At 32.9% G+C, this 20,508-nt stretch carries 18 protein-coding genes; 10 read left to right on the top strand and 8 right to left on the bottom strand.

Annotated features, from left to right (window positions below):
- Nucleotides 1-251: 251 nt before the first annotated feature.
- On the bottom strand, nt 252-1,217 hold the full coding sequence (locus tag FNB79_RS04795) for a D-2-hydroxyacid dehydrogenase (protein WP_143380221.1): 966 nt from the start codon (nt 1,215-1,217) through the stop codon (nt 252-254).
- Between the two features lie 11 nt (nt 1,218-1,228).
- Nucleotides 1,229-1,588: a YraN family protein gene (locus tag FNB79_RS04790; protein ID WP_143380220.1), complete on the bottom strand. Its 360-nt coding sequence runs from the start codon at nt 1,586-1,588 to the stop codon at nt 1,229-1,231.
- 198 nt (nt 1,589-1,786) lie between these two features.
- Between FNB79_RS04790 and FNB79_RS04785 the strand changes: the two genes are divergently transcribed.
- Nucleotides 1,787-3,694, top strand: coding sequence for a S9 family peptidase (locus FNB79_RS04785; RefSeq protein WP_143380219.1), 1,908 nt, complete (start codon nt 1,787-1,789; stop codon nt 3,692-3,694).
- 82 nt (nt 3,695-3,776) lie between these two features.
- Nucleotides 3,777-4,085 (top strand): hypothetical protein, encoded by a 309-nt coding sequence (locus FNB79_RS04780; protein WP_143380218.1) that lies wholly within the window; start codon nt 3,777-3,779, stop codon nt 4,083-4,085.
- A 716-nt stretch (nt 4,086-4,801) separates the two neighbouring features.
- On the opposite strand, the gene FNB79_RS04770 is transcribed toward FNB79_RS04780, so the two are convergent.
- A complete protein-coding gene (locus tag FNB79_RS04770) occupies nt 4,802-5,830 on the bottom strand; it encodes a S66 peptidase family protein (protein ID WP_185967839.1) in 1,029 nt (342 codons plus the stop codon).
- Between the two features lie 49 nt (nt 5,831-5,879).
- Between FNB79_RS04770 and metG the strand changes: the two genes are divergently transcribed.
- The 6 genes from metG (at nt 5,880) to FNB79_RS04740 (ending at nt 13,509) form a co-directional block, all read left to right on the top strand.
- The gene (gene metG / locus FNB79_RS04765; RefSeq protein WP_143380216.1) at nt 5,880-7,967 is read left to right on the top strand and encodes a methionine--tRNA ligase; all 2,088 of its coding nucleotides are present in this window, start codon (nt 5,880-5,882) and stop codon (nt 7,965-7,967) included.
- A 26-nt stretch (nt 7,968-7,993) separates the two neighbouring features.
- The gene (locus FNB79_RS04760; RefSeq protein WP_143380215.1) at nt 7,994-8,752 is read left to right on the top strand and encodes a copper resistance protein NlpE N-terminal domain-containing protein; all 759 of its coding nucleotides are present in this window, start codon (nt 7,994-7,996) and stop codon (nt 8,750-8,752) included.
- Between the two features lie 128 nt (nt 8,753-8,880).
- On the top strand, nt 8,881-11,004 hold the full coding sequence (locus FNB79_RS04755; RefSeq protein ID WP_143380214.1) for a Tex family protein: 2,124 nt from the start codon (nt 8,881-8,883) through the stop codon (nt 11,002-11,004).
- Nucleotide 11,005: 1 nt separating this feature from the next.
- Complete coding sequence (locus FNB79_RS04750; RefSeq protein WP_143380213.1) at nt 11,006-11,911, top strand: histone deacetylase family protein; 906 nt, start codon at nt 11,006-11,008, stop codon at nt 11,909-11,911.
- Between the two features lie 133 nt (nt 11,912-12,044).
- Entirely contained in the window at nt 12,045-12,941 is an 897-nt protein-coding gene (locus FNB79_RS04745) for a DMT family transporter (protein ID WP_143380212.1), read from the top strand.
- Nucleotides 12,942-12,990: 49 nt separating this feature from the next.
- On the top strand, nt 12,991-13,509 hold the full coding sequence (locus FNB79_RS04740; protein ID WP_143380211.1) for a ferritin: 519 nt from the start codon (nt 12,991-12,993) through the stop codon (nt 13,507-13,509).
- A 304-nt stretch (nt 13,510-13,813) separates the two neighbouring features.
- Here the strand turns inward: FNB79_RS04740 and FNB79_RS04730 are convergent, their stop codons facing one another.
- Complete coding sequence (locus tag FNB79_RS04730) at nt 13,814-16,399, bottom strand: phosphoenolpyruvate carboxylase (protein WP_143382561.1); 2,586 nt, start codon at nt 16,397-16,399, stop codon at nt 13,814-13,816.
- Nucleotides 16,400-16,925: 526 nt separating this feature from the next.
- Entirely contained in the window at nt 16,926-17,258 is a 333-nt protein-coding gene (locus FNB79_RS04725; protein WP_143380209.1) for a single-stranded DNA-binding protein, read from the bottom strand.
- 241 nt (nt 17,259-17,499) lie between these two features.
- On the opposite strand from FNB79_RS04725, the gene FNB79_RS04720 reads away from it, so the two are divergent.
- Both FNB79_RS04720 and FNB79_RS04715 read left to right on the top strand, forming a co-directional pair.
- A complete protein-coding gene (locus tag FNB79_RS04720) occupies nt 17,500-18,072 on the top strand; it encodes a hypothetical protein (protein WP_143380208.1) in 573 nt (190 codons plus the stop codon).
- Between the two features lies 1 nt (nt 18,073).
- Nucleotides 18,074-18,424 carry a hypothetical protein gene (locus FNB79_RS04715; RefSeq protein ID WP_143380207.1) on the top strand — a complete coding sequence of 117 codons (351 nt, stop codon included), beginning with the start codon at nt 18,074-18,076 and terminating at the stop codon, nt 18,422-18,424.
- A 10-nt stretch (nt 18,425-18,434) separates the two neighbouring features.
- Here FNB79_RS04715 and FNB79_RS04710 read toward each other — a convergent pair whose 3' ends face one another.
- The 3 genes from FNB79_RS04710 to FNB79_RS04700 form a co-directional block, all read right to left on the bottom strand.
- Nucleotides 18,435-18,902 (bottom strand): CBS domain-containing protein, encoded by a 468-nt coding sequence (locus tag FNB79_RS04710; RefSeq protein ID WP_143380206.1) that lies wholly within the window; start codon nt 18,900-18,902, stop codon nt 18,435-18,437.
- A gap of 157 nt (nt 18,903-19,059) precedes the next feature.
- Entirely contained in the window at nt 19,060-19,566 is a 507-nt protein-coding gene (locus FNB79_RS04705) for a nuclear transport factor 2 family protein (protein ID WP_143380205.1), read from the bottom strand.
- The gene (locus FNB79_RS04700) at nt 19,563-20,072 is read right to left on the bottom strand and encodes a hypothetical protein (protein ID WP_143380204.1); all 510 of its coding nucleotides are present in this window, start codon (nt 20,070-20,072) and stop codon (nt 19,563-19,565) included. The genes FNB79_RS04705 and FNB79_RS04700 overlap by 4 nt, the downstream gene beginning before the upstream one ends.
- Nucleotides 20,073-20,508: the final 436 nt, after the last annotated feature.

Here is a 20,508-nt window from a genome sequence, read left to right as displayed (position 1 = left end):
GATAAAGATGCATATCTATTTCTTAAGACTACTTAAAAGAACTAAAAAACAACAAAACAACTCTGTTTTTAATGTATACACTTATACTACACCAATATGTATGCTTATATTTTTATTATAAATGAAATAAAAGCGTCTATTATCATGAATTATGTATTTAAATACATGTATTCTCTAAATTTTAATGTCATAATAAAATTCACTCTACACCCAACTAATGGATAAATTTATTTAAAATTTACTGTTTTAATTTACTCCGACACAACATTTACAAGCGCATCGTTTAAAAAAGCTTTTACATTAGCCACAACAATGTCCATACAACGCCTTCTGGCTTCTAAAGGTGCCCAAGCAATATGCGGTGTAATAATACAATTTTTGGCACCTAAAAGCGGATTATTAGATGCTATAGGTTCTTCAGAAACAACATCTACAGCTGCACCTGCAATGTTATCAGAATTTAAAGCTTCAGCTAAATCGGCTTCCACCACTAATCCGCCACGAGAGGTATTAATTAAAAAGGCACCCGATTTCATTTTAGCTAACGATGCAGTATTAATAATACCTGCTGTATCTTCTGTCATTGGACAATGCAAACTCAAAAAATCGGCTTCAGACAGCAAAGTATCTAAATCAACAAAAGTTAGGGTATCGGTTTCATAGTCTGGATAGACCGTTCTATTATGCACTAAAACCTGCATGCCAAAAGCCTGAGCTAATGCCGCTGTCGCTTTTCCTATTTGCCCAAACCCAACAATACCAATAGTTTTACCTTCTAATTCTATTAACGGACTATTCCAAAAACTAAAATCTTTAGCGTTTTCCCATTGTCCCGAATGCACAGCGGTACTATGTGCTCCAACATGATGACACAACTCCAAAATTAACGCCATTGTAAATTGAGCAACAGACTTTGTACTATAGGCAGGCACATTAGTAACCACTATATCTTGATGTTTAGCAGCCTCAATATCTATTATATTAAAGCCTGTTGCAGATACACCAATGTATTTTAAATTGGGTAATTGTTCTAACACGGCTTTCTGCAATGGTACTTTGTTAGTAATAACTGCTTCCGCATCGCCAACAGCTTCCAGTATTGCAGCGTTATTTATAGCTGTACGGTCGTTAATTGTTACAGTTGTTAATGCCTTTAATGCATCCCAACTTAAATCGCCAGGGTTTAATGTGTAACCGTCTAATACTACTAGTTTCATAAGTTTTTATTTTAAAAATGATAAAAAGCATTTTCTAAATGTTCAATCTCGTAATTCTGATTGGTTTTTACAATGGCGATAATATCAAAACGCACTTCTACATCTAAATCATTAGACGTCACATAAGCATCTACTGCTGCCACTAAACGCTGAATCTGTTTTGGTTTAACAAAATCCTGCGGATTTCCAAAAACAGAAGTCGACCGCGTCTTCACCTCAACTACAGCAAGTATATCGACTTTCTTTGCCAAAATATCTACTTCTGCTTTTCTGTACCGATAATTACGTTCTATAATCTCGTAACCTTTGTTCTGCAGAAAGCTAACAGCCATATCTTCTCCCAATTCACCAAGTTCATTATGCTGCGCCATGATTACTGAAAATTATAACATTAGAATTCTAAATTACAAAGAACATTTTAAAATCTGTTTTTATGTCGCAACTTATTCTAAGCATAATTTCTTCTTAAACATTAAAATATATGCCAAAAGCACTATTTACTTTATACTATTTTTAATAAATGAAACAACCTCAAATCCGTATATTTGAGGAGTTCAATTTATATACAAATGAAAAAATTAATCCTAATTCTAATAACATTGATTACTAGCTATTTATCTACTGCACAACAGGTAATGAATCCCGAATTACTTTGGAGTGTAAAACGCATTAACGCCATGGGACTCTCTACAGATGGCACACTCCTTTTTTACAGTGTTAAAATTCCGAATATTGAAAACAACACTTTTGATACCTCCTATTTTAAAATACCTGTTAATGGCGGAAAGGCTGTACAAATTGAAAAGGAAGATGTTGCGGTTGCAGACAAAAAAATATCTCCAGATGGTACTTTTAAATTATTTCACAAAACCGTGCATTTAGAAGATGTAAAAGCTAAAGATATTTACAAAAATCTTGATAAAGCCAATGCGTATGTGTTTACAGATTTAGACAATCGCCATTGGGATACTTGGAGCGATGGGTCTTACGAGCATGTCTTTTATAAAAAAGTAGACGCCGATGATGATGCGGCTATAGACCTTATGCCTAACCAACCCTATTACACACCACAACGTCCGTTTGGTGGCGACGAAGATTATATTTGGAGTCCAGACAGTAAAAGCATCTACTACGTTAGTAAAAAATTAAAAGGAAAAGCATACGCTACGAGTACAAATACCGATATTTACAAATACGATATTGCGACTAAAACCACTATAAATATTACCGAATCTAATAAAGGATACGACACCAATCCAGCGTTCTCACCAAAAGGCGCCTTAGCTTGGTTACAAATGAAAACCGATGGTTACGAAAGCGACAAAAATGATATTGTTGTTTTTGAAAGCGGAATAAAACAAAACTTAACTCAACATTGGGATGGTACTGTAAATAGTTTTGTTTGGAGTAAAGATGGGTCTAAACTGTATTTTACCGCACCTGTAGACGGCACCATACAGTTGTTCACGGTAAATTATCCTGGAAAAAAACGCATGGCTCCTGTAGTTAAACAACTCTCTAAAGGTCAGTTTGATGTTAGAGGTATCGTTGCCGAACTAGACGACAAATTGATAGTTACTCGAGGTGACATGAATCAGGCAAGTGAGATTTACACCTTTAACTTAAAGGATTCTGCTTTTAAACAACTAACTGCTCTAAATGATGACTTGTACAGTAAATTAGATTTACCTAAGGTAGAAAAACGTTACGTAACCACTACAGATAATAAACAAATGTTAGTTTGGGTTATTTTACCTCCAAATTTCGATGCTACTAAAAAATACCCAACCTTATTATATGCTCAAGGCGGACCGCAATCGCCATTATCTCAATTTTATTCGTACCGTTGGAATTTCCAACTTATGTCATCTCAAGGCTATATTATTGTAGCACCAAACCGTAGAGGTATGCCAGGACATGGTGTAGCATGGAACGAGGCTATTAGCAAAGATTGGGGAGGACAAGTCATGGATGATTATCTATCTGCTATAGATAATATTGCTAAAGAACCGTATGTAGACACTGACAGATTAGGTGCCATTGGAGCAAGCTATGGTGGTTATTCTGTATTCTATTTAGCGGGAATACACAATAAACGATTTAAATCTTTTATTGCACACGATGGCGTTTTCGATACCAGAACTATGGCAGGAACAACAGAAGAATTATTTTTTGTTAATCATGATTTTGGCGGAAACTATTGGGATAAATCAAATGCAACAGCACAAAAAGCATTTAACGAATTTAATCCAATAACATATGTCGATAAATGGGATACACCAATTTTAATTATTCAAGGCGGTAAAGATTATCGCGTACCTATAGAACAAGGTTTAGCAGCTTTTCAAGCGGCACAATTACGAAATATTAAAAGTAAATTATTGTATTTACCAGATGAAAACCATTGGGTGCTACAACCTCAAAACGCTTTAGTTTGGCAACACGAGTTTTTTAAATGGTTAAAAGAGACCTTATAAATTGCATTTACGTTAAAGATATCTTGATTCCTTTTTTATATTTAAACTGAATTAGATAAAATATATTTAACAAGATAATTATATGGGTGGTACAGTTCAAATAAAATGTCCGAATTGTGGTTTATACAACACCAATGCCGACCATTGTTCTAACTGTGGCACCCTTCTTTCTTATAAAAAACGTCGTGAAATAGCACATCAAGAACGTGAAAAACAACGTATAGAACGCGAAAACACTCAGAAAAAAACATCGCCATCATGGATTGAATCCGGAAAACAAAGTAAAAATCCTTTTGTTCGTATTGGCGCTCACCTTACAAATTCTATAGTTATTGTTGTAATGGCCATTGGAGCTTTTTTTGCTTGGCTTTTTACTTTTTTAGCAGCATGAACATTTTAAAACATCCTGTGTTTATAGCTGGATTAGTTGTGGCAAGCAGTATTTACAGCGCTAGTATTTTAAATTTACCGCTCCCCAATTGGATAACATTCTATGTAAATGATGCCTTGTGTATGCCGCTTGTTTTATCGATTTGCTTGATTGGTGTTCGCCTTATAAAAGCAGACCAAGATAGATATCTTCCTTTATTACCCATTGTTCTATTAACACTTTTCTATGCCTTGGTATTTGAACGGTGGCTCCCAAAGTCAAACCCGAGATATACTGCAGATTGGGTAGACGTGGCACTGTACTGTTTGGGAAGTTTGCTGTTTTTTATATTTCAGCGAAAGCTATATTAACTATTCTAAATACTTTAAAAACGTGTTTAGATTATCAAGACACATTTTTGTGATAGGAACATATTCTGAATTTTCTAAAGCTGTCTTTTACATTCCGCCATCAGTCACCTCGTGAATCGTTGCTTCTGGATATGCCATTAACAGGGAAAAATGTGTCGCAATAATAAATTGAGAATTGAATTTTGTATTTCTTTTTTAGAATTTATTTATATTGTTCAATACGTCATTCAGAATTTGTTTCAGAATCACATCAAAATTAGAAACAGCTTACTTTCTATGAGATACCGAAACCAGTTCGGCATGTCCACATGAATACTATCTAGGTAAAAGCTTAAACCAAGAAACGTTATGAGCCAGTTTTCAACCTTACTCCTTAAATACTAAAGTCGATTCATTTTTTTCAACTTTCAGTGTTACGGTACTTCCAAAAATTAAGGCGCGATTATCTTTTTCGTGTCCAGCAGGCATATTAAAGGCTACAGGAAAATCGTAATCGGCCGCTATATCCAGAACAATTTCTTCAATCGTTCTACCAAACGCTGTGGTGTTTTTACGTACCTTACTCATATCTCCCACCAAAATTCCTTTACAATGTTCAAAATATCCGGCACGTTTTAAGCTTTGTAACATCCGGTCTATATGGTAGGCGTACTCGCCTATTTCTTCAATAAAAAGAATTTCTCCAGAAACATCAATACTGGTTTCCGAACCTAACATGGTATGTAACAGTGTTAAATTACCTCCTGTAAGTGGTCCGGTCACCATGCCTGGTTTATTGTAAGTAGACCCTTTTAAAACATAAGATAAATGGTTTCCAAAAATTGCATCTTTAAAAGTCGAGATAGTTTCGGGAATATCTGATATATTCTGAGGTAAACTCACGCACATCATAGCATGCATAGATTGGTAACCTAAATTGTGTATCTGGTTATGAATGGCCGTAATATCTGAATACCCAATAACCCATTTTGGTTGTAACTTAAACTTAGAATAATCTAATAAATCTATCATTCTCACGGTACCATATCCGCCTCGAGCACACCAAATGGCTTTAACTTTAGGGTCGTCTAAGGCCTTCTGAAAATCTGCTGCACGTTGTTTATCTGTTCCTGCAAAGTGTCCGTTTTGTGCAAATACATGTTCGCCAACTACAGTATGTAATCCCCAACTTTCTAATAAAGTTTTAGCACGCTCCAATTCGTCATATCTATTTTTTAAAACTCCAGAAGGGGCTACAATAGCAACTGTATCGCCTGCTTTTAAATACGGTGGTTTAATATAAGTTTTAGGTGTATTTACTTTAGAAGAAACTGTAGATTGTTGCGCCATTATGGGACTTAAATTTAAACTAAAAACAATAAAAAATAGGGATAAGAATAATTTGTATGAGGACATAAAATGTGCTTTTTGTAAAAATACATTTTTTTTCTAAATGGTTAATGAAATGCGTACTTTTGTGCCTTTAAAACCGAAACAAGACATGTCTAAAAGATATACCATTACAGCAGCGTTACCTTACACCAACGGCCCAATACACATTGGCCACTTAGCCGGTGTTTATGTACCTGCAGATATTTATGCACGATATTTACGCTTAACTGGAAACGATGTTCTTTTTATTTGCGGAAGCGACGAACATGGTGTACCCATTACAATTAAAGCTAAAAAAGAAGGTGTAACGCCTCAAGATATTGTAGATAAATACCACGCGATTATTAAAACATCGTTTGAAGATTTTGGCGTTTCTTTTGATAATTATTCTAGAACCTCAGCTAAAATTCATCATGACACGGCTTCAGAATTCTTTACAACTTTATATGAAAAAGGAGAATTTACAGAAGAAACAACAGAGCAGTTATACGATGAAGAAGCAAATCAGTTTTTAGCAGACCGTTTTGTAACAGGAACATGTCCAAAATGTGGTAACGAAGAAGCTTATGGCGACCAGTGCGAAAAATGTGGAAGTAGTTTAAATGCCACAGATTTAATAAATCCAAAATCGGCTATTACAGGAAACGTACCCACTTTAAAACAAACTAAACACTGGTTTTTACCTTTAGATAAGCACGAAGACTTTTTAAAAGAATGGATTTTAAAAGGTCATAAAAAAGACTGGAAACCTAATGTTTATGGTCAAGTAAAATCTTGGATAGACGACGGTTTAAGACCACGTGCCGTAACTCGCGATTTAGATTGGGGAATTCCCGTTCCTGTAGAAGGTGCCGAAGGAAAAGTACTTTACGTTTGGTTTGATGCGCCTATTGGTTACATCTCATCTACTAAAGAATGGGCTGCTCGCGAAGGGAAAGATTGGGAACCGTATTGGAAAGATAAAGACACCACACTAGTGCACTTTATCGGGAAAGATAATATTGTATTTCACTGTATAATTTTCCCAGCTATGTTAAAAGCAGAAGGGTCTTATATTTTACCTGAAAATGTACCAGCTAACGAATTTTTAAACTTAGAAGGTAACAAATTATCGACTTCTAAAAACTGGGCCGTTTGGTTACCAGAATATTTAGAAGATTTCCCAGGACAACAAGATGTATTGCGTTATGCGTTAACAGCAAATGCTCCTGAGACTAAAGATAACGACTTTACTTGGAAAGATTTCCAAGCCAGAAATAATAACGAGTTGGTTGCTATTTTCGGGAACTTTATTAACCGTGTAGTGGTGTTAACCAATAAATATTATAACGGTGTTGTCCCTACAGCAGGCGAATTCTCTCAAGTAGACGAAGAAACTTTAGCCGCTTTAAAAGCTTATCCGTCTGTAATTTCAAGCTCTATAGAACGCTACAGATTCCGTGAAGGAAGCCAAGAATTAATGAATTTAGCCCGACTTGGAAACAAGTATTTAGCCGATGAAGAACCTTGGAAAATGATTAAAGTCGATGTGGCTCGTACACAAACCATAATGTTTGTAGCGTTACAAATTGCTGCCGGTCTTGCTACGTTATCGGAGCCTTTCTTACCATTTACATCAGAGAAACTTAAAGTAATATTAAACCTTTCAGATGAAAATAATTGGGATAGCATTGCAATTAAAGATGTATTACTTACTGCCGGACACCAAATAGCAAAAGCAGAATTGTTATTTACTAAAATTGAAGACGACACCATACAGCAACAATTAGATAAATTAATTGCGAGTAAGAAAGCTAACGAAGCCGCTAACAAAGTAGCTGAACCACAAAAAGATACTATTACTTTCGATGATTTCTCTAAATTAGATTTACGTGTTGGCACGATTTTAGAAGCAGAGAAAATGCCGAAAGCTAAAAAATTATTGGTTTTAAAAGTAGACACCGGAATTGATGTGAGAACTATTGTCTCTGGAATTGCCGAAAGTTTTAAACCAGAAGATGTAGTTGGAAAACGTGTTACAGTACTTGTAAACCTAGCGCCAAGAGCATTACGTGGTGTAGAAAGTGAAGGTATGATTTTAATGACCGAAACAGCAGAAGGCAAATTAGTATTTGTTAATCCGGATGAAAAAGGCGTAACTAACGGATTACAAATAAGCTAAAATAACCTTATATAAATGCAATTTTTATGATAAAGAAAGTATTAGCATGTTTAATGATTACCGTTCTAATAGCAAGTTGTAAAACCAACAAAGACACGGCATTAACAGGAGATAATAGTATGAATAGCTTAGATTGGAATGGTATTTACGTTGGGACAACACCTTGCGCAGACTGCGAAGGCATTAAAACTGTAATTGAACTTAATAGCGATTTAACTTTTACTGAAAAAACAAAATATCTTGGAAAATCTAAAACAGTTAATACAGAAACAGGTTCCTTTTCTTGGGATAAAACAGGAACTAAAGTAATTTTAAAAACTAAAAATCAGACTCAAACCTATTTTGTTGGCGAAACAAGTATAACACTTTTAGATACTTCTGGAGAAAAAATAACTGGAGATTTAGCAAATGCTTATATGCTAAAAAAACAGCATTTAGAAGACTTGAAAGACAAACCTTGGAAATTAGTTGAGTTTTACGGAAAACCAATTGAAAACGTAAGTAAAGCCCCCTATTTAATATTACATAGTTCAGACAATCGTGTAAGCGGTAATACAAGTTGTAATGGTTTTGGTGGCGAGTACGAATTATTAGAAGGTAATCGTGTTACATTCTCTAAAATGATGCACACCATGATGGCTTGTCCAAATATGACTGTAGAAACAGAATTTATGAAAGTCTTAGAAGTTGCAGATAATTACACACTTGTAAATGGTATTTTAAACTTAAATAAAGGCCGTATGGCAACTATGGCAAAATTTGAAGTGGACTATTTTGTGAACTAAATTAGTATCTTAAATCATATACAAAACGACCTCTTAAACATTAATTTGAGAGGTCGTTTTATTTCTAATTAGGTCACCTTTTTTCTAATCAACATCCTTATATTTACAGTTCTTTTTAAAATTAAAACATGTCTATTTTACAATACATCATTGCCCAAACACAACTTCCTGAAACTGGTGTAAAAAACACTTTAAAACTCTTACAAGAAGATTGTACAATTCCGTTTATATCGCGCTACAGAAAAGAATTAACCGGAAATTTAGATGAAGTACAAATTGCAACTATTGTAAAACACAAAGACGTCTTCGATACGCTAGAGAAACGTAAAGTGACCATTTTAAAAGCCCTTGAAGAACAAGAGGTATTAACCCCAGAACTTCAAACAAAAATAGAATCGACTACCGATTTAATTACACTCGAAGATTTATATTTACCATTTAAAAAAAGCAGAAAAACTAAAGCTGAAAAAGCAAGACAATTAGGCTTAGAACCGTTGGCTAAAATTATCATGAGTCAAAATGCAAATGATGTAGAATCTATTGCATTTAAATATGTAAAAGATGATGTTTCTTCTGTAGAAGATGCTCTAGAAGGTGCACGACATATTATTGCCGAATGGATTAATGAACGCACCGATATTAGAAATAATATTCGTTATCAACTAGAACGCTATGCGACCATTTCAACCAAAGTGATTAACACAAAAGCAGAGGATGAAAAAGCTCAAAAATATAAAGATTATTTTGATTGGACAGAAACCCTAAACCGCATTCCGTCGCACAGGTTATTAGCCATATTAAGAGCAGAAAAAGAAGGTTTTATTCGTGTAAAAATTGCGATTGACGATGAAGCTGTTTTAAACAAAATGGAAGACCGTATTATACGTACTAACAACGCCTGTGCCAACGAAATTGCTATAGCTATAAAAGATGCCTACAAACGTTTATTATTACCTGCATTAACTAACGAAATAGTACAGAAAGCTAAAGATAAAGCCGATGAATCTGCAATTCAGGTATTCGCAAAAAACTTAAAACAATTGCTTTTAGGGTCGCCCTTAGGTCAAAAACGGGTCTTAGCCATAGACCCAGGTTTTAGAACAGGATGTAAAGTCGTTTGTTTAGACGCACAAGGCGATTTAAAATACAATGAAACCATATATCCGCATCCGCCTAAAAACGATGCAACAGGTGCCATAAAGAAAATTAGCACTTTGGTTGAAGCTTATAAAATTGAAGCTATTGCCATAGGTAACGGAACCGCATCCAGAGAAACCGAAACCTTAATTAGACGTATCCATTTTAAAACCGATATTCAAGTGTTTGTGGTGAGCGAAGCTGGAGCCTCTATTTATTCTGCTTCAAAAATTGCGCGAGACGAATTTCCTAATTATGATGTTACCGTAAGAGGCTCTGTATCTATTGGTAGACGTTTACAAGACCCTTTAGCCGAACTCGTTAAAATTGATGCCAAATCTATTGGCGTTGGACAATATCAGCATGATGTAGACCAATCTAAACTTAAAAGCAGTTTAGACATGACTGTGGCACATTGTGTAAACTCGGTTGGTGTTAATATTAATACAGCAAGCACATCACTGTTAAGCTATGTTTCAGGAATTGGACCAAAACTAGCCGAAAACATAGTAAATTACAGAACAGAACACGGCGCATTTTTGTCGCGAACGGCCATAAAAAAAGTACCGCGTTTAGGAAACAAAGCCTATGAACAAGGTGCCGCATTTTTAAGGATTAAGAATGCTAAAAATCCGTTAGACGATTCTGCTGTACATCCAGAAAGCTATAATATTGTTCAGAATATGGCTAAAGATTCCGGCATAAGCATCTCTAAACTTATAGGAAATAAAGAAGCACTTCAAAACATAAACCTTAAAACCTACTGTTCAGATACTGTTGGATTACCAACTTTGAAAGATATTATTAAAGAATTAGAAAAACCTGGATTAGATATCAGGCAACAAGCTAAGGTGTTTACGTTTAATCAGGATATTAAAACCATTGCAGATGTTACTGAAGGGCAATTGTTGCCAGGAATTGTAAATAACATCACCAATTTTGGGTGTTTTGTAGACATAGGCATAAAAGAAAGTGGCTTGATTCACATCTCAAATTTAGCTGATACTTTTGTGAGTGACGTGAGTAAACACGTTAGTTTACATCAGCAAATCATTGTAAAAGTATTGGAGGTAGATGTTGCAAGAAAACGCATCCAACTAAAGCTGCATAAGTAAAATGTTAAAGATTGCTTATCATCCATATTATATTCACCCATTAAAAAATGGGCACCGATTTCCTATGGAAAAGTATGAGCTTATTCGCCTTCAATTATTACATGAAGGCACATGTACGTTAGATAATTTTTTTGAACCTAAAGTCATCGAAGATTATCAAGTGATTATGGATATTCATGATCCCGATTATGTTCAAAATTTATTAAACGACACTTTAGAAGCTTCTGCGGCACGTAAAATTGGGCTTCCATTTAGTTCGCAACTCGTTAATAGAGAACTTATAATTGTTTCAGGCACATTAGAAGCCTCTAAATTTGCATTACAGTATGGTATTGCCATGAATATAGCAGGAGGCACTCACCATGCGTATTCTGGGCATGGAGAAGGCTTTTGCATATTAAATGACCAAGCTATTGCAGCTAATTATTTATTAAAGCAAAGACATGCAAACCGGATATTAATTATAGACTTGGATGTGCACCAAGGTAATGGAACTGCCGAAATTTTTAAAGATGAAGCTCGCGTGTTTACATTTTCTATGCATGGTAAACACAACTATCCTTTTGATAAAGAACAAAGTGATTTGGATATTGCATTAGATAATGACTGCACAGACAATACATATCTAAAACTATTAAAAAATACTGTACCAAAGTTAATTTCAGAATTTCAACCCGATTTTATATTTTATCAATGCGGTGTAGATGTTATCGCTTCAGATAAATTAGGAAAGCTTGGGCTTACACTTCACGGTTGTAAAGATAGAGATCGGTTTATTTTAGAAACCTGTAAAAACAATAAAATTCCTGTAGTTTGTAATATGGGCGGCGGATATTCTCCACAAATAAAAACAATTGTAGATGCACATGCAAACACCTACAGACTTGCACAACACATTTATTTTTAAACACTTAGTTTTAATTTCAAATTCTAATATTATTTTTTTCTCTGGTTAACATTGCATCAAACAAGGCATAATTTGTATCAGTTTTATAATATAAAAAAACATATTTTTGGCCGACTTTTATAATTCATTTGCAATGACAAAACCTAGAATAGCACTCGTTATAGGTATACTATGTATTTCTATATTTCCGGTATTGGTACGGTTAAGTTTAACTCCCGGATTAATCTCTGCGTTTTACCGTATGCTTTTTGCTTCGGGTATTATATTACCTTATGTTTTAATAACAAAACAACTTAAGATTCCTTCGGTAAAACTCTTCATGTTAGCGGCGCTTTGCGGTGTAGTATTTGGTTTAGATGTTGGCGTATGGAATATCGCGATTCAGGAATCTTCGGCAACTCAAGCCACACTGCTTACCAATTTATCCCCAGTGTGGGTAGGTATTGGAGCGTTTTTATTTTTAAAAGACAAACCTAAACGCAATTTTTGGATTGGTACTCTAATTGCCATAATTGGTATGGTCACCTTAGTAGGCTTTCAGTTTTTCTTGAATCTTGATTTTGATATCGCATTCTTTTTTGCCATACTTTCAGGCATGCTTTATGCCGTATATATGCTAACAAGTAAATTTATTTTAGAAGCTATGGATGTGTTATCATTTATGACCATTAGTGTAGTATCATCGGCAGTAGCACTAGGCCTTATTAGTTTTATAATGAACGAACCCTTTTCTGGATTTACCAACATGGGGTGGCTTGTACTTGTGGTTCAAGGCTTAGTTTGTCAGCTTTTAGCTTGGTTACTTATAAGCTATGCCACCAAACATATGCGAGCCACAAGAGTATCGGTTAGTTTATTGGGGCAAGCCATTTTAGCCTCTATATTAGCTTGGATCTTTCTTGAAGAGACCATTACATTACAAATGATTATTGGCGGAATAATTTTACTTTTTGGTATAAGAATTACCTTTTACACTAAAGAAATTTTATTATTTAGAATCTCTAAAAAAATGAATTCTAAAGCATTTTAATTAAAAAATGAAATGATTTATATATAACTTTGATAAAAACCGAAGAAATATGTTATCAAAAAAAATAGAAGAAGTATTAAATAAACAGATACGAATAGAAGCCGAATCTTCTCAAATTTATTTAGCCATGGCGTGCTGGGCAGAAGTTAAAGGCTTAGAAGGAATTTCTAATTTCATGTATAAGCAATCTGATGAAGAGCGCGAACACATGCTAAAATTAATCAAGTTTGTAAACGAACGTGGAGGTCACGCCTTTATTTCTGAACTTAAGGCTCCAAATGTTACGTTTAAATCGTTTAAAGATATGTTTGAGATGTTGTTTGAACACGAAGTTTTTGTTAGTGAAAGCATAAATGAATTGGTTCATATTTCATTAGAACAAAAAGATTATGCCACACACAATTTCTTACAGTGGTATGTGTCTGAGCAGATAGAAGAAGAAGCTATGGCACGTACAATATTAGATAAGATAAATTTAATAGGAGATGATAAAGGCGGTTTATATTTATTTGATAGAGACATCAATCAATTAACCGTAAGTACCGCAGCTACAATTAGTCCGGAGTAAATTTTAACACTAAATCTTATTTAGATTAAGTAAAAATAATTATTTTTAGCGCCTAAACTATTAGTGATATTTGTTTTGGGCAAAAAGAAAACTCCTAAGTTAAAGAAGAAAGAGCTAAAAAAAGCAAAAGCTATTTTATTAGACTCAGGCATTAAGATTGCAGATAAATGCAAAACCAAATGCTGTAATAAATATATGAAATCTGAAAAAAAACGTTGTGGCAAATGTCCATGTTTTGATTTACTTCAGAAAGTTGCATAAAAAAAGCCTCTATAAATAGAGGCTTTTTTGTTAGTACTTGTATTTAAGCAGAATTTCTACTTGCATTAATATTTCCAAATAAAGAACGTGTCACTAAACTCTCGTAGATTTTAATTTGTTCTTCATCTCTAACTTCAGCTTTTTCTAACTCTTGTATTTTACGTAAAGCAAATTGCTGAATGGTTAATAATGGCAATACTATAGATTCTCTAATATCAATAGAAGCTTTACCTGCAGGCTCATCTTCCATTAATTTTTCATAACCTGTAAGTTTTAAAAGTAAGCGTTTAGTTAATTCATATTCCGAATGAATAATTCTCCAGAAATCACCAAACTCAGGATCGTCTGCCATATATTTTGTTAAATCGAAGAACGATTTAGACAATGACATCATACTATTTTCTATTAATGTTTTAAAGAAACTAGACGATTTGTAAAGATCTTTTACTTTTTCGAATGTTCCAGCATCTTCGTATTTCTTTAACGCTGTACCAACACCAAAGAAACCTGGTACATTTTGTTTTAATTGGCTCCATGACCCTACAAAAGGGATGGCTCTTAAATCTTCAAACACTAACCCTTCAGATTTCCCACGCTTAGAAGGACGACTTCCAATATTAGTTTTAGCATAATACTTTAATGTACTCATGCGCTCTAAATATGGCACGAACATGGCGTGATTTTTAAAATCAGAATAGGTTTTAAAACTAATTTCTGCTAAATCGTTCATAACTTCTGTGTTCGCAGAAGACATCGCTAAATTGGTATCGTTTAAACGATTATAAATACCAGAACTAATTAATTGTTCTAAGTTATATTGAGATGAATCTAATGTACCGAAATTAGAACTAATAGTTTGTCCTTGTATTGTAAGTTGTACCTCTTTATCTTCTATAGTTGGCCCAAGTGAAGCATAGAACTGGTGTGTTTTCCCTCCACCACGTGCAGGAGGTCCTCCACGACCATCAAAGAACAATACAGTAACATCATATTTTCTAGAGATTTCGGTTAAGCGTTCTTTAGCTTTAAATATGGCCCAGTTTGCCATTAAATATCCTCCATCTTTAGTACCATCAGAGAAACCAAGCATGATAGTTTGTCTGTTTCCTCTAGATTTTAAATGTGCACTATAAGCTGGATTTGTATATAATTCTTCCATCACTAAATGTGCATTTTCTAGATCGGTGATGGTTTCAAACAATGGCCCGATATCTACTGTAAGTTTATCATGAAAAGCGACTAACTTTAGCATGGCAAACAACTGCATAACATTTAAGGTCGTTTGGTTGTTACTAATTATATATCTATTAGCAGCCTGCTCTCCATTATGGTCTTGAATTTGCTTTATAGCAACCATAGAGTTAAGCGTTTTTAATACATCTTCTCCTGTAAAGATTGACATATCTACTGCACCTTCAACTTCAGATAAAATGGCTACTTGCTCTTTTTCTGATAATTCATTGTAATTTTTAGGGAAAATATCGCTTCCAGAGGCTATTACAGCTTCTACCATATCTGTAAAAACCTGATCGTGTGCACGACTATCTTGTCTGATATCTAGAGCAGCAAAATGGAATCCGAATAATTTTATTTTATTAATAAAACTTTGTACTTCTGTAACATATAGAGACTGGTGTTTTTCAATTAAAGTCATTTTAATTAACTGCAATTCAGACTCTAATTCTTCTAAAGTGATTATAGAATTATCTTTTATGTTAACCATTTGTTTGTATAACTTCTCTTCAATTAGAGAGATACGTTCTTCTACACCTGTAAACGTTAATCTACGTTTTAATCTACGAGAATCACGGTAGTAATTTTTTATTACTGTTTGCTTTAAACGGTCGGCTACTTTAAGTGTAATTTCTGGTGTAACAAAAGGGTTTCCATCACGGTCTCCACCTGGCCAGAATCCGATATTTAAAATATCGTTATCTATTTCTTTATTGTCGAATATATTTTGTTGTATATAATCGTAAATAGAACCAAAAGAATAGTAAAATACATTCTCTAAATACCAGATTAAGCTAATGGCTTCATCATATGGTGTAGGTTTCTTTTTTTTGTAAAAAGGAGTTTTACCTAATTGCGCTAATAAATCGTTTATTAACAACAAATTGTTTTCTTGGATAGCTGTTGTTAAATCGGTAATAATTCCTAGCACAGATCCTGGATAGAATTGCGTTGGATGCGCAGTAAGTACAATACGTACTTTAAATTCTTCTAGATATTGTTTTAATAATTCTGTTCTATTTTCAGAGCTCGCTGTTTCTTTTAAACTACGAAGTGTACCAATACCTTCCATATTATTTACAATAGGGAAAGCAGCATCCTCAATAGCATCAAACAATACAACTTGTCTTTCTATATACTGTATAAATCTGAATAATAAATTTATCTGACTTTCGTCTGACCGTCTAGCTTGATACTTTTCAAAAAAGGATTCTACAATTGTAGTAGGGTTATCTCCATTTTTAAACCCTTTTTCACAAGTTTCATGAAAAAGAGGCAGTAAAACACCCGTTTTTGTAATTGAGTCAAACGGTAACGTCATGAAAATACTGTTGTATATCTGATACTTAGATAATACATTCTGATTAAATCTGGTTAATTTTGGTTGTACAGACATTGTTTTAACTTCTTTATTTTTCATAAAAATACTAAAGGTTAACCGAAAGACTATCATATATTACAAATTTTATGTAATTTTAAGATATATCAGCTTCTAACCTAATTATTAAAAAACACATATCGCTTTTAGTCTTTTTTTTTAATCATCCCCAATTCTTTTTTTAACAAAAGTTTAAAATATTAATAAACTATTTGATATATTTTTAATATAAAATACAAATAATCTTTAAACATTTTATTTGATTTTTTTTACAATAGGATTCTGTAATTGGTGTTTTAAAAACTTAAAGTATTATGCGAAAAAAAAAATCAAAAATAATTTTAGGCTTATGTTGGCTAACCTTTATAATTTGGGAAATCCTTTTTGTTAATTGGGCAAACAATCAAGAAGATGTTATTACACGAATAGATCTAGTAATTATTTTACCTACTCTTATTTTATTTACCATTTTTATGATTTTTAAAATTTATAGAAATAAGAGAAAGAAAAAGGGTAAATAAAATAATTACCCTTATCTAATCTATTACTTTCCTAACAACACAATTTCATCGCAGACCACTTCGGTAATATATCTTTTTTCACCCTCTTTAGTATCATAACTTCTAGAAGTTAGTTTTCCTTCTATAGCAACTTCTTTACCCTTTGTAAGATAATTTTCTATAAGTTTTGCCGTTTTTCCCCATGCAACTACATTATGCCATTGCGTATCGGTAACCTTCTCTCCAGATTTATTTTTATAGCTTTCATTAGTGGCTAATGAAAATTTTGCTAAGACATTACCGGATTCTAAATTAATAATTTCTGGGTCGTTTCCTAAATTACCAATCAACTGTACTTTGTTTCTAAGTGTGCTCATAATTATAAATTTTAATGTTAAACAGTTAATACTTATCTTATTACTTTAAGACGATACAAAGATGTTTGAAAAGTTAAAAAACAGTCGGTTAATAACTAATTAAACTCGCTTACAACCGATTGTAGTCGTTTGTAAACGGTTAAAAATTAATTTATACCATCTTTAAATAGAAAAAATAATACATTTTTACAGACCTCAAATCTTATTATTATTTAACTTTAATCTTTAAAAATAACCAACCATGAAAAATATATCACTATTCTTAATTCTGCTTCAATTCGCAGCTTATTCTACTTATGCACAAGAGCATGAGGAAAAATACAATACTGAAATAGAGTCTGAAGGAAGCGAAGAATTTATGCATCACCAAATAGGGGCGATGATTGGACATGCACATATTTACCAAGGGAGTCATGCTGAAGGTAATAAATGGCTTGTTGTACCTATGGTAAGTCTAAATTACAATTACTGGGTAAATAAAAAATGGGGAATTGGTGTTCATACAGACTTTATTTTAGAGACTTATGAAGTGCATGAAGAAGATGAAAATGGAGAAATTAATATTTTAGAACGTGAATTACCAATTGCACCTGCCTTAATGGGGCTATATAAACCTGGAGAGCATTTTACATTTATGCTTGGTGTTGGAGAAGAATTTGCAAAAGAAGAAGATTTATTTTTAATTAGAGGAGAAGTTGAATATGGCTTAGAATTACCTAATGAATTTGAATTGGGAGCAGCTATAGGTTACGATATCCGTTTTGATGCATACGACTCATGGGTGTTAGCTGTTGGCGTATCTAAATTATTTTAATATGACTAAGACTTGTTTAGAATGTGGTGAGAAAATTACAGGAAGATCGGACAAAAAATTTTGTAATGATTATTGTAGAAATGCCTATAACAACCAAATAAACAAGGATAGTAAAAATTTAATTCGGAATACAAATAATAAATTACGTAAAAATTGGCGGATTTTAGAAACATTAAACCCTGAACAGAAAACAAAAACCACCAAATTAAAGTTACTTAATTTAGGTTTCGATTTTAGTTTATTTACAAGTATATACATCACTAAAGCAGGCACAACATACTATTTTGTGTACAACCAAGGCTATTTACCTCTAGAAGGAGATTACTATGCTTTAGTAAAAAGAGACTCATAAAAATAGGGCACTATTTCCAATTGTGCCCTTTTAAAGTCAATGCCGCTTTTAAGATATCTTTTTGGCTTATTTGCCCTACTAATTTACCATCAGAAACAATTGGAAAACGACGCCTTTTTGATTCTAAAAATTTATTGGCAGCATCAAAAATATTCATGTTACCATCTATGGTTTCCACATTTCTAATCATTCGACTCTCTACTTTATGCTGCTCCATTGGTAAATTGTAATATCTACAATCGCTCACTTGTTTTAAACAATCGCCTTCAGAAATAATACCAATCAATTCAAAATTATCATTCACCACTGGACCTCCTGAAATTTTGTGTAAGATTAATTTATCTATAACCTCTTCCACCATTTGTTCAGGTTTAAACGTAATAAGCTCTCGACTCATATAATCGCTAACTCGAACAGGAACATGCACAATTTCCCTTAATTGCTGTTTTCTTGAACCTACAAAACTTTTAATTGCCATAATAAATTAATTTAAGATTAAAACTAAAACTACTGAATTATAGTCAATTAAACAAGTTAAATATTCACAATTAACTAACTTAACACACAAAATATTATTAATTGTTTAAATGTAGACTCAAAATATTAACATATACTGAAAACACTAATAAACTTAATTATTTCGTTAAAGAAGAAATAATTGTAGAATCTGCTACAGATTTTAACGCAGTTACTGTATCCATTTGGTTATTAGGAATAGTTGCAGATAAAACATAATGCGCCACTTTCCAGGTACCTTTCTCATATTTCATAACTCCAGAACCTCTGCACACGCCCATTTGGGTGTCTAACAATTCATCAAACCAAGCTAATGAATCATTAACTACATAAATATGCCGCTCTAAAGCAGAAAAAGACCATGCTTTTCCGGCATCAAAATAAGGCTTACTGTAAGCTTTAAAAGCTTCTAATTCCCAATGTTCTGACGCATCTGTCCCCACAAAAACAGCATCTTTAGTCATTAAATTAAAATAAGAATTAAACGCTGCTTTTGCTGCTGCTTTGTGCCAAGCATCAAGATTAGTATGGATACTCGTTTTAGCTTTTAAATCTTGAGCCTGTAGATTAGAAATCCCGATTACACATAAAGTTAATCCAAAAATTATTGATTTTAAATACCTCATGGTTTTTCAATGTTTTGTGCGTCTTTTTCGTACTTTTTATTAATTTGAAGATATAAATTAGAATGTGCCATTAAAACCTCTTTAACACTTTGCAATTGTTCTGCTTTAGAAATGTTTTGTAATTTTAAGAGACCTTGCAGTTTTAACATCTTAGTTTCTAAAGAGACTAAACGTGCTTGAATGGATGGAGAATCAATATTTTCTGGAAGGTCTTCTTTTAATTCTTTCATCATTAAAATTATAGGTTTCGTTTCGCCCTGAAAATAAGATAAGTCGCCAGATTTTAACTCAGATATAATAGTTTCAAGTTCTAAAAAGACTTTAAGAGATTCTACATCAGATTTAGCTTTTGTATCTAATCCATATTCTACATATTTAATTTTTAAAATATCATCTTTTAAAACTAAAGCAGACATGGGTATTTCTGAGATTTGGGTTTCTTTTTTTTGTTCTGTATTACATGCCCACAAACACAAACACATTAATATAATCTTGATTTTTTTCATTTTAAAAGGGATAAAAACTCTTATACTCTTTTACGGCTAAACAAATTCTGACGCAGACAAATATAAGAGGATGAAAACAGTATTGCTAACGATATTACTTATAAAAATAGAAAATAAATTTTTGCCGTTTTAAATGCTATTTTACTTAAAATAAATTTTTATAAAATTAAAAAAACACACTCTTAGAAGTATATTAATTTAACATGCTACAGATAAAATTTTATTACACTATTAATAAAGGAAACGACCTACATATTCTTATATATTATAAATAATGGTATTAAAATATCAGAGCAGAACTTATAGCTTATTTACAATAAAAAAGCTATACTTTTTCTCGTTTGGATTTAGAATCAAAATTATAAAAAGTTGCTGATTCTATTAATTAATCTTACATTTAAAATAAAAAAGAAAACTTTATTAGTCTAAAATTTGA

Origin of the sequence: Formosa sediminum (assembly GCF_007197735.1) — a bacterium.
GTDB lineage: Bacteria > Bacteroidota > Bacteroidia > Flavobacteriales > Flavobacteriaceae > Formosa > Formosa sediminum.
This window is presented reverse-complemented; position numbering and strand designations above follow the sequence as displayed.

Coding starts and splice junctions, on each gene's coding strand:
- FNB79_RS04795 (WP_143380221.1), bottom strand. CDS start 1,217: ATGAAACTAGTAGTATTAGACGGTTACACATTAAACCCTGGCGATTTA.
- FNB79_RS04790 (WP_143380220.1), bottom strand. CDS start 1,588: ATGGCGCAGCATAATGAACTTGGTGAATTGGGAGAAGATATGGCTGTT.
- FNB79_RS04785 (WP_143380219.1), top strand. CDS start 1,787: ATGAAAAAATTAATCCTAATTCTAATAACATTGATTACTAGCTATTTA.
- FNB79_RS04780 (WP_143380218.1), top strand. CDS start 3,777: ATGGGTGGTACAGTTCAAATAAAATGTCCGAATTGTGGTTTATACAAC.
- FNB79_RS04770 (WP_185967839.1), bottom strand. CDS start 5,830: ATGTCCTCATACAAATTATTCTTATCCCTATTTTTTATTGTTTTTAGT.
- metG (WP_143380216.1), top strand. CDS start 5,880: ATGCGTACTTTTGTGCCTTTAAAACCGAAACAAGACATGTCTAAAAGA.
- FNB79_RS04760 (WP_143380215.1), top strand. CDS start 7,994: ATGATAAAGAAAGTATTAGCATGTTTAATGATTACCGTTCTAATAGCA.
- FNB79_RS04755 (WP_143380214.1), top strand. CDS start 8,881: ATGTCTATTTTACAATACATCATTGCCCAAACACAACTTCCTGAAACT.
- FNB79_RS04750 (WP_143380213.1), top strand. CDS start 11,006: ATGTTAAAGATTGCTTATCATCCATATTATATTCACCCATTAAAAAAT.
- FNB79_RS04745 (WP_143380212.1), top strand. CDS start 12,045: ATGACAAAACCTAGAATAGCACTCGTTATAGGTATACTATGTATTTCT.
- FNB79_RS04740 (WP_143380211.1), top strand. CDS start 12,991: ATGTTATCAAAAAAAATAGAAGAAGTATTAAATAAACAGATACGAATA.
- FNB79_RS04730 (WP_143382561.1), bottom strand. CDS start 16,399: ATGTCTGTACAACCAAAATTAACCAGATTTAATCAGAATGTATTATCT.
- FNB79_RS04725 (WP_143380209.1), bottom strand. CDS start 17,258: ATGAGCACACTTAGAAACAAAGTACAGTTGATTGGTAATTTAGGAAAC.
- FNB79_RS04720 (WP_143380208.1), top strand. CDS start 17,500: ATGAAAAATATATCACTATTCTTAATTCTGCTTCAATTCGCAGCTTAT.
- FNB79_RS04715 (WP_143380207.1), top strand. CDS start 18,074: ATGACTAAGACTTGTTTAGAATGTGGTGAGAAAATTACAGGAAGATCG.
- FNB79_RS04710 (WP_143380206.1), bottom strand. CDS start 18,902: ATGGCAATTAAAAGTTTTGTAGGTTCAAGAAAACAGCAATTAAGGGAA.
- FNB79_RS04705 (WP_143380205.1), bottom strand. CDS start 19,566: ATGAGGTATTTAAAATCAATAATTTTTGGATTAACTTTATGTGTAATC.
- FNB79_RS04700 (WP_143380204.1), bottom strand. CDS start 20,072: ATGAAAAAAATCAAGATTATATTAATGTGTTTGTGTTTGTGGGCATGT.